The organism is Phocaeicola faecium, from assembly GCF_014837055.1.
GTDB classification, from domain to species: domain Bacteria; phylum Bacteroidota; class Bacteroidia; order Bacteroidales; family Bacteroidaceae; genus Phocaeicola; species Phocaeicola gallinarum.
The window spans coordinates 266,918-276,665 of record NZ_JACSPQ010000002.1 but is presented as its reverse complement, the minus strand read 5'-3'; the positions used below and the strand labels follow the sequence as shown (position 1 = coordinate 276,665).

Below are 9,748 nucleotides of genomic sequence, written 5' to 3'. Positions count from 1 at the left end.
TTGCGGAGAGACAGGGATTCGAACCCCGGGTGCCTCGCAGCACAACGGTTTTCAAGACCGCCGCAATCGACCACTCTGCCACCTCTCCTAAAATCCGTTTTCGGAAGTGCTTTGTTTCAAAAGCGATGCAAAGGTACGCATTATTTTTATATTTACAAATATCTGACGGCTTTTTTGATTATTTTTTTTCATTTCGTACCTTTGCAAGCAAAACAGTACACGTATAAACAGCTAAGAAACAGGAATTATGATATATCCTCAGAACTTTGAGCAAAAAATTGGGTTCACTCAAATCAAACAACTGCTTGCGGGAAAATGCTTGAGTTCGCTCGGTAAAGAGCGGGTGGAAGAGATGACTTTCTCGGATAATTATGCGGATATTAACCGCCGGCTGGAACAAACGGTGGAATTCATGCGCATTCTGCAAGAAGAAAATGAGTTTCCAAGCCAATATTTTTTCGATGTGCGTCCGTCGCTGAAGCGCATACGGGTAGAAGGTATGTATATGGACGAACAGGAGGTGTTCGATTTACGACGGTCGCTGGAGACGATTCGGGATATCGTGCGCTTCTTACAGGTTACCGACGAAACGGAGGATGAACCGTCGTCTCCTTATCCTTACTTATGGGAGTTGGCAGGAGATGTGTTAGTTTTCCCCCAACTTATTGCCCGCATCAACGACATTCTCGACAAATTCGGAAAGGTTAAAGATAATGCTTCGGCTGAGTTATTGCGAATCCGGCGCGAACTGTCTGCCACTACGGGAAGTATTTCGCGCAGCTTGAATTCGATTCTTCGGGCTGCTCAGGCGGAGGGGTACGTAGATAAGGACGTTACGCCCACCATGCGAGACGGGCGTCTGGTGATTCCGGTTGCGCCGGGCATGAAGCGCAAGATACGGGGCATCGTACACGATGAGTCGGCTACCGGCAAGACGGTGTTCATCGAACCTACCGAGGTAGTGGAAGCGAACAACCGCATCCGTGAGTTGGAGGGGGAAGAACGGCGCGAGATTATCCGCATCCTCACCGAGTTTTCTGCCGTCGTACGCCCGCAAGTGCCCGCCTTGCTCCAGTCTTATGAGTTTCTGGCAGAGATAGACTTTATCCGCTCTAAGGCTTTGTTCAGCATCGAGATTAAGGCGGTCAAACCGGCTTTCGAGAACCGGCAGACCATTGATTGGTTTGAAGCAATCCACCCGTTGCTTCAGATTTCACTGGCAAAACACGGTAAGAAGGTGGTTCCGCTGGATATTGTACTCACTCCCCGCCAACGTATCCTGCTGATTTCAGGCCCGAATGCCGGAGGTAAATCGGTGTGTCTGAAAACCGTGGGACTGCTGCAATACATGCTTCAATGCGGGATGCCCGTACCGATGAACGAACGCAGCCACGCGGGGATATTCAGCAACCTGTTTATCGACATAGGAGACGAACAGAGCATCGAGGACGATTTAAGTACTTATTCTTCGCATCTTACCAACATGAAAATCATGATGAAAAACTGCGATGCGCGCAGCCTCATCCTTATCGACGAGTTTGGCGGAGGTACCGAACCGCAAATCGGGGGAGCCATTGCCGAAGCGGTGCTGAAGCGGTTTAATGCGAAACAGACTTTCGGGGTCATTACCACGCACTATCAGAACCTGAAACACTTTGCCGAAGACCATGAAGGGGTGGTTAACGGAGCGATGCTGTACGACCGTCATGAGATGCGGGCATTGTTCCAACTGCAAATCGGGAATCCGGGAAGCTCGTTCGCGGTAGAAATCGCACGGAAAATCGGACTTCCCGAAGAGGTGATTGCCGATGCTTCGGAGATTGTGGGAAGTGAGTATATTCAGAGCGACAAATACCTGCAAGACATTGTTCGCGACAAGCGGTATTGGGAAACGAAGCGCCAGAACATCCGCAAACGCGAAAAACAAATGGAAGATACCATCAGCCGTTACGAACAGGAGATAGCGGAGTTGGAGCGCAGCCGTAAGGAGATTCTGAAAAAGGCAAAAGAAGATGCCGAACGCTTGTTGCAGGAATCGAATGCCAAGATTGAAAATACGATTCGCACCATCAAAGAAACGCAGGCGGAAAAAGAGCGTACCCGCCAAGCACGGCAGGAGTTGAATGATTTCCGCCGACAAATGGAGGACGAAAGCAAGGCAGCGCTGGAAGAGAAGATTGCGAAAAAAATGGAAAAACTGCGCGAAAAGCAGGAGCGCAAGAAAGAAAAGAAAGCGCAACGCCAAACGGCATCGTCCGCACAACCCGCTGAGCCTAAGGTATTGCCCATCGAAGTGGGTACATACGTGCGGATAAAGGGACAGACCAGCACGGGGCAGGTTCTTGAAATTAACGGAAAAAATGCCGTTGTGATGTTCGGACTGATGAAAACTAACGTAAAGACGGAGCGTTTGGAGCGGACGGAAGCACCTAAACAGCCCAGCCTTTCTACCAAGACCTCGTTTGTAAGCAACGAAACGCAGGACCAGATGTATGAGAAAAAGCTCAACTTCAAGCAAGACATCGACGTGCGCGGAATGCGGGGCGACGAGGCGATACAGGCGGTTACGTATTTCATTGACGATGCTATCCTTGTGGGCATGAACCGTGTACGCATCTTGCACGGAACGGGAAACGGCATTCTCCGCACGCTTATCCGACAGTATCTGGCTACGGTTCCGGGGGTTGCCCATTTCCAAGACGAGCATGTACAGTTTGGAGGTGCAGGCATTACGGTGGTCGACTTAAAATAGAGTGTTTTTAAGAAAAAAACATAACTCATTCATTATAAGACAAATATCACTAACGGTACATTTCAAAAAACGCTACCGTTAGTGTTGTCCATCCCATGCGGATGCGTTACCTGATTCTACCCATAGAGTTGACCGGTTCTATGGGTAGCGTTTTTTCTGTCTCCGAAGAGAGCCGAATGGCGTTTACGATTCCTACTCTGCGTGCATGTCCGTACCCTGAACTTCGCTGCTGAACTGCCCTTTTGCCACACGGGTCACTACCCTGTCGCCGGGCTTTAAGAGGGAAGCATCTGTTACGGCTTTCCCGTCTTTCAGTGTGATGCTATACCCGCGCTTTAACAGCAAGTCGGGCGAAGCTGCCTCCACAGACTTTTCCAACAAATCCAACCGATGTTTTTCTTTCAACAAGCGTGCTTGCAAGGCTACCGACAGCCGCGATGACAGCTCCAAACGGTATTGTTCTCTTGCCAAACGAGACTGCCATGCCATTTCCATGCGCTTAGCCAACCGTTCGCGCCGGAAATCTTCACGCTGAAGCCGCATCTGCACACGTGCCGGGATGCGGGTTATGCAGCGTTCCAGCCGCTCTTTCTCCCGGTTCAGGCGGGCAGGCACTTCCTGACGTATATAATAAGCATAGTTTTCGAGCTGTTCGGCGGTCTGGCGCAAGTGGTTTACCAGAAATTCGGCTGCGGCGGTAGGTGTCTTAACGCGGGTGTGCGCAACGAGGTCTATTACCGTATCGTCTCGTTCGTGTCCGATACCGGTGATGATGGGCAGCGGAAACTGTGCACAACTGGCAGCAAGGTCGTAGGTATCGAATCCCGATAAGTCGGATGTGGCTCCTCCACCCCGGATGATAACCACCACGTCCCACTTTTCGCTTTCGGCATAAATACGGTCTAACGCCGCGATAACCGATGCTTCTACCCGCTCGCCCTGCATGATGGCGGGAAACAGACGCGGGTAAAAGGCAAAGCCGAACGCATTATTCTCCAACTGGTTACAGAAATCGCCGTAACCGGCTGCCGTAGCCGAGGATATGACAGCGATGCGCTGCGCAAGCACCGGCAGTTCCAGCTCCTTATTCAGGCTCAACACGCCCTCTTCTTGCAGGCGCAAAAGTATTTCGCGCCTCCGCCTTGCCATATCGCCCAACGTATAGGCGGGGTCAATGTCTACTATCGTCAGCGAATAGCCGTAAAGTTCGTGAAAGTCGACTGTAACTTTCACCAGCACCTTGATGCCGGATACGAAGGCTTGCCCCGTTTCCTGCTCGAAATAAGGTTTCAGTTGGCTGAACACGTTGCTCCAGATAATTCCTCTCGCTTTGGCTATCAGCGAATTGCTTTTCGGGTCTTTTTGCACACACTCCAAGTAACAATGCCCCGAATAATTGGCACGTACGTCGCTCAGTTCTACCTGTACCCAATATTCATCGGGCAGACAGGTACGTACACTACGGCGCACCAACTGGTTGAGTTCGAAAAGTGACAGTACGGCTTTTTCCATATACCGATAAATGTTTCAGGTTCAACGAGGTTTCATTTCCAGTCCCAACCGATAGGCTTTCCACATATCAGGGATTCCGTAACCAAAGATATTATCCGGATAATCCGCCCTGTCGGACGCACGGCGCACCACATCAATAAGTTCTTTTACCGTAAGCCACGGGCAGGCTTGCCACAAACACGCCACTGCCCCGCAGCAAATCGGCGAAGCAAACGAAGTTCCGTTGGCAAACGATGTTCCTCCATCAGTACCAGTCACACTGGCATGAACTCCCATCGCCATCACATCGGGTTTGATTCTGCCGTCGGCGGTATTACCGATGGAAGAAAACGTAGCATTTACCCTCATCGAGTCTACAGCCCCCACCGTCAGTACGCCTTCGGCATCCGCCGGAGGCGTTATCTTCTTCCAAGTATCCATGCCCGAATTTCCCGCACTGCACACCACTAACATTCCTTTAGCGGCAGCCATCTCAGCCGAAACCGTCATCAGTGAAGTTTTTCCGTCGAGGTCTCGGTAACGGTAATCATAAGAAGGGTCATCGAAAGAATAATATCCCAGCGAAGTATTCACCACATCCACCCCCACACTGTCGGCAAACTCTATCGAAGCCGCCCAGTTATCTTCCTCCACGGGCTGTTCTGTATCATTATCTTCCGAACGGAGCAACCAGTAAGCAGCTTCGGGCGCTGTTCCTACCATCACATGGGGTACGTTGGCAGCCATACACGACAAGACTTTCAGCCCGTGGCTATGCTCGGCGTAGATGTCCGACTGTGGATTCACAAAGTCGCGCGTGCCCTTCAAATCCAGTTTTTTAAACATCTTCATCGCATCCACATTATAAAAACCGGCATCAATCACGGCTATCAACATGCCTTCGCCCCGGAATCCTGCCGCATGTAAGCTGTCTGCGTGGAGCATCCGTATCTGACCGGCTCCCATACCGTAATAATCTTTTTGCTTTTTCCAAACGTTCTTTACCTCCTTTTTCCGGTCTGCATTCGACGGATAAACCGTGTCGGGAGACACCCAAACTCTTTTTACTGACTCCACAAAAGGATTCTTCTTAAAGGCTTCTGCCGTCAATTCATCAGATGTCTGGACAAGCACCGTATTGTTCCACTTGCTTGCCGACAAATATTTGCCGCCTTGCTCTACCAGCTTGCGGACGTACGATTCGCATACCGGCAAGTCGGTAGAATCGACCGCAATGCCCTGCTTCGCCCTACGCTCCAACGCACGGGCGGACAAAAACTCCTCCGGCTTATCCAGCGCATAAACGGTTTCTGCCTTATCCGTTAATTTCACACGATACTTATAACTCTTCTCTCCGGCATGAACATTCGACAGTACACATGCCAATAACAAACCTATCAGTGTAATCCTTTTCATCAATACATTATTTTATATCGGACAAATATAACGAAAGTTTTTCAGAAGAATACGCACGCCCACCTTACGCAATGCAGATTATTTACGAAGAAATATAAAATCCATGCCTCAATTCAATGGTTTCTCGAACAAAAAATATATATTTGCCTGTAACAATCAACTAAACCAACAGCACTATGAGCGAACACTATGTTATTAATTTAGGACGTCAGTTAGGAAGTGGCGGAAAAGAAATCGGTGAAAAGCTGGCTAAAGAATTAGGCATTGCCTTCTACGATAAAGAACTGATTAACCTTGCTTCGGAAGAAAGCGGACTCTGCCGCGAGTTTTTCGAAAAAGCCGATGAGAAAGCATCGCAAACAATTTTAGGAGGTTTGTTTGGTACACGCTTTCCGTTTATTACCGAAGGCGCATATCCCTATAACTCGTATTTAAGCAACGACTCACTGTTTAAAATCCAAAGTGATGTCATCCGTCACCTTGCCGAGAAACAATCCTGCCTTTTCGTAGGACGGTGTGCCGACTATATCCTGCGCGACCATCCGCGCTGCGCGAATGTCTTTGTATCGGCATCGCCTGAAGCACGCATCCAGCGCCTGATGAGCCTTCATAACATCGACGCTGAAGAAGCTGAAGAACTGATGGAGAAAGCAGACAAGAAACGTTCTTCTTACTATAATTATTATAGTTACAAGACGTGGGGAGCTGCTGCCACTTACCATCTTTGCATCGACTCTTCGGTACTGGGTATCGACGGAACAGTGGAGTTTATCAAGAAGTTCGTATCGCTGAAACTGAAATTATAGCCTTCGCTACGAATACAGACCTGTACAGGCATACTATTTTCATTAAAGCGCGGTGAAAAGCACGGAGAATCACACTCTGATTTCTACTTTTCACCGCGCTTTACTCATCAAAAAGTTATCGGTAATTTCAAACTTCTGCCTGTTTGTCAGTATCCGTCTGCCAAATCGCGTTTTAATGTAACAATATTGTCATACCATAGCCTTCCTATTTGATTTACATCAATAAAACAGGGGAAAAGAGAAGTTTTATGCTGTAAAACATATTTTCTATCTAAAAATGCACTATCTTTGCAGTGTAATCAAAAGAAAATAAGTCTAGACTCAACTAAACGAACACGAAGATTGTTTTAAGGAAATAAGATTAGTGAACACTGAAGGTCAGCCGTGAGGCTCACCCGATTTTAGGTAAAGTTTTTAGGTATTATTTTTATTAACTAAAAAGAAAGGATAACATTATGAAAAAGGTAAAGAACATTTTTCACAAGATTATGAACGCAGACCCGATGATTTGGGGATACGTAATGCTCAACGACAACATGGTGAGCAAGAAGTAAATGAGCTGACAGCCATTTATAAAGCGTCAGCTTTAGTAGAGAATCTGATAAATGCCGAGAGGCTTTCGTAAATAATAAATTAAAAACGAAAAGCGATCACCAACGTGGTCGCTTTTTTTATTGCCTTTTTGTATCTATCTTTGTAGAAAAAAGAGTGACAACGATGGCACACACCGTAATAGATACAGATAATCCCGAATTTCAGAATGCGCTGAAGCTGATACAGTATACTCATCAGTCGGTGTTCCTGACGGGAAAAGCCGGTACCGGCAAATCGACTTTTCTGAAATATGTGTGTCAAAACACAAAAAAGAAATATGTGGTACTTGCTCCTACGGGAATTGCTGCCATTAATGCCGGAGGAAGTACGCTACACAGCTTTTTCAAACTGCCTTTTCATCCGTTACTGCCGGACGACCCGAAGTTTCAAGGAAACAAATTGCATGATTTTCTGAAGTATTCGTCTGACCACCGCAAGCTGATACAGAACATCGAACTGGTGATTATCGACGAGATTTCAATGGTGAGAGCCGATGTTATCGACTTTATAGATAAGGTATTACGGGTATATTCGCGGAATATGCGAGAGCCTTTCGGGGGAAAACAGCTCTTGTTGGTAGGCGACATCTTTCAGTTGGAACCGGTGGTGAAGAGCGACGAGAGGGAAATCATCAACCGTTTTTATCCGAATCCTTATTTCTTTTCGGCAAGGGTATTTCAGGAGATGGAACTGGTGGCTATCGAACTGACGAAAGTGTACCGACAGACAGACCAAGTATTTGTAAGCGTACTCGACCACATCCGTACCAATACTGCCGGGGCTGCCGACCTTCAGCTACTGAATACGCGCTATAATACGCCTATACGAAAAGACGAAAACGATTTATACATCACCCTCGCCACACGCCGCGACACGGTAGATTACATCAACGAACAAAAGTTGGCAGAGCTGCCGGGCGAACCCGTTACGCTTCAGGGCGAAATCAAAGGAGAATTTCCTCTAAACAGCCTTCCTACCCTCATGGAACTCGTGATAAAACCCGGCGCTCAGGTTATTTTTATCAAAAACGATGCGGACAAGCGGTGGGTAAACGGGACTATCGGTACGGTTTCAGGCATTTCAGACGATGGAAATATCTACATCATTACCGAAGACGGAAAGGAAATGGACGTTCACCGGGAGAGTTGGAGCAACGTGCGTTACCGTTACAATGAAACCGAGAAAAAGATTGAAGAAGAAGAGTTGGGCACGTTTACGCAGTACCCCATCCGTCTGGCGTGGGCTATTACCGTACACAAAAGTCAGGGACTGACCTTCAGCCGGGTGGTTATCGACTTCACGGGAGGGGTGTTTGCAGGCGGACAGGCGTATGTGGCGTTGAGCCGCTGTACTTCGCTCGACGGGATTCAGTTGAAACGCGAAATCACACGAGGGGATATTTTTGTGCGTCCCGAAATCGTGGCTTTCTCCAAGCGGTTCAACAACCAGCAGGCAGTAGACCGCGCCATGAAGCAGGCACAGGCAGATATTCAGTACGTAGCCGCTGCACAGGCATTCGACAAAGGGGACTTCGAAGAGTTTCTCAATCAGTTCTTTAAGGCTATCCACAGCCGGTACGACATTGAAAAGCCAATCATCCAACGACTTATCCGGCGGAAGTTAGGGGTTATCAACCAACTGAAAGCCGAAAACCGGCGGTTGAAAGAACGGATGCAGGAGCAACAGAAGAATCTGGAAAAATATGCACACGAGTATTACCTCATGGGGAATGAATGTATAACCAAAGCACACGACCCGCAGGCTGCCATCGCCAATTACAACAAAGCGATTGAACTTTATCCTACGTATGTCGATGCTTGGGTAAGAAAAGGGGTTACGCTGTTTGATGCCGACCGCATTGACGAAGCGGAAGCATGTTTGAATGAAGCGGTGAAGCTCCGCCCCAACGAGTTTAAGGCGGTATATAACCGGGGGAAGTTGCGCCTACACACGGGAGACACCGAGGGAGCTCTTGCCGACTTAGACAAGGCTACCAGCCTGAAGCCTCATCACGCGGGGGCGCACGAGTGTTTTGCCGATGCGCTCGACAGTGCCGGAAAAGAAACGGAAGCCGCCCTGCACTACCGGATAGCCGAGGAACTCCGGAAAAGGAAGAACAACTAAACCATCAATATCATTATGGAAGAGATAAAGAGAATCTTGCACGAGGGAAACTATTCATGCGTCATCAAAAACGCTTACGGCATACATACCTACACGCAAAGAGGAGTTGCCGACCTGTACGATTTATATACCCAAAAGCCTGAGTACCTGAAAGATGCTTCCATTGCCGACAAGGTTATCGGTAAAGGGGCTGCCGCACTGATGGTATTGGGAGGCATCACAAACGTATATGCCGACGTAATCAGTACGCCTGCACGCCGACTGCTGGAAGACGCAGGAGCAAAGGTAACGTGTGGCGAAGAAGTACCTTTCATCATCAACCGTGCCAAGAATGGAAGATGTCCGCTCGAAACTGCCTGCGGGGATTTGACTTCCGCCCAAGAGATGCTTCCCGTTATTATCAAATTCGTGACAGAAATGAGAAAAAAGGGTTAAAAAACGCAAGCCGTAGCGTTGCCCCTTTCTTCCCATAGAAACAATCAACACTACGGCTTGCGTTAACCGATGCATCAGGTAGAAATTTATCACGCAGCTTTCTGCATGAAAAAGCAACCCCCTATTCCGT

6 protein-coding genes and 1 tRNA gene are annotated in these 9,748 nt (G+C 48.2%); 4 read left to right on the top strand and 3 right to left on the bottom strand.

From position 1 onward, the window contains the following. Positions 1-3: 3 nt before the first annotated feature. Positions 4-88, bottom strand: a tRNA-Ser gene (locus H9626_RS06650). Between the two features lie 159 nt (positions 89-247). On the opposite strand from H9626_RS06650, the gene H9626_RS06645 reads away from it, so the two are divergent. Continuing rightward, positions 248-2,752: an endonuclease MutS2 gene (locus H9626_RS06645; protein ID WP_191709996.1), complete on the top strand. Its 2,505-nt coding sequence runs from the start codon at positions 248-250 to the stop codon at positions 2,750-2,752. Positions 2,753-2,944: 192 nt separating this feature from the next. On the opposite strand, the gene xseA is transcribed toward H9626_RS06645, so the two are convergent. Both xseA and H9626_RS06635 read right to left on the bottom strand, forming a co-directional pair. Continuing rightward, positions 2,945-4,264, bottom strand: a complete 1,320-nt coding sequence (gene xseA / locus H9626_RS06640; protein WP_191709995.1) for an exodeoxyribonuclease VII large subunit — start codon at positions 4,262-4,264, stop codon at positions 2,945-2,947. A 21-nt stretch (positions 4,265-4,285) separates the two neighbouring features. Further along, complete coding sequence (locus H9626_RS06635) at positions 4,286-5,659, bottom strand: S8 family peptidase (protein ID WP_191709994.1); 1,374 nt, start codon at positions 5,657-5,659, stop codon at positions 4,286-4,288. 176 nt (positions 5,660-5,835) lie between these two features. Between H9626_RS06635 and H9626_RS06630 the strand changes: the two genes are divergently transcribed. From H9626_RS06630 to H9626_RS06620, 3 genes are all read left to right on the top strand, one after another. Beyond that, positions 5,836-6,465 (top strand): cytidylate kinase-like family protein, encoded by a 630-nt coding sequence (locus H9626_RS06630; RefSeq protein ID WP_178256898.1) that lies wholly within the window; start codon positions 5,836-5,838, stop codon positions 6,463-6,465. Positions 6,466-7,182: 717 nt separating this feature from the next. Then, entirely contained in the window at positions 7,183-9,183 is a 2,001-nt protein-coding gene (locus H9626_RS06625) for a tetratricopeptide repeat protein (protein ID WP_191709993.1), read from the top strand. A 15-nt stretch (positions 9,184-9,198) separates the two neighbouring features. Further along, the gene (locus H9626_RS06620; protein WP_191709992.1) at positions 9,199-9,618 is read left to right on the top strand and encodes a DUF1893 domain-containing protein; all 420 of its coding nucleotides are present in this window, start codon (positions 9,199-9,201) and stop codon (positions 9,616-9,618) included. Positions 9,619-9,748: the final 130 nt, after the last annotated feature.

What these genes read in the sequence shown, in the direction of transcription:
- H9626_RS06645 (WP_191709996.1), top strand. Translation starts at nt 248, where the DNA reads ATGATATATCCTCAGAACTTTGAGCAAAAAATTGGGTTCACTCAAATC.
- xseA (WP_191709995.1), bottom strand. Translation starts at nt 4,264, where the DNA reads ATGGAAAAAGCCGTACTGTCACTTTTCGAACTCAACCAGTTGGTGCGC.
- H9626_RS06635 (WP_191709994.1), bottom strand. Translation starts at nt 5,659, where the DNA reads ATGAAAAGGATTACACTGATAGGTTTGTTATTGGCATGTGTACTGTCG.
- H9626_RS06630 (WP_178256898.1), top strand. Translation starts at nt 5,836, where the DNA reads ATGAGCGAACACTATGTTATTAATTTAGGACGTCAGTTAGGAAGTGGC.
- H9626_RS06625 (WP_191709993.1), top strand. Translation starts at nt 7,183, where the DNA reads ATGGCACACACCGTAATAGATACAGATAATCCCGAATTTCAGAATGCG.
- H9626_RS06620 (WP_191709992.1), top strand. Translation starts at nt 9,199, where the DNA reads ATGGAAGAGATAAAGAGAATCTTGCACGAGGGAAACTATTCATGCGTC.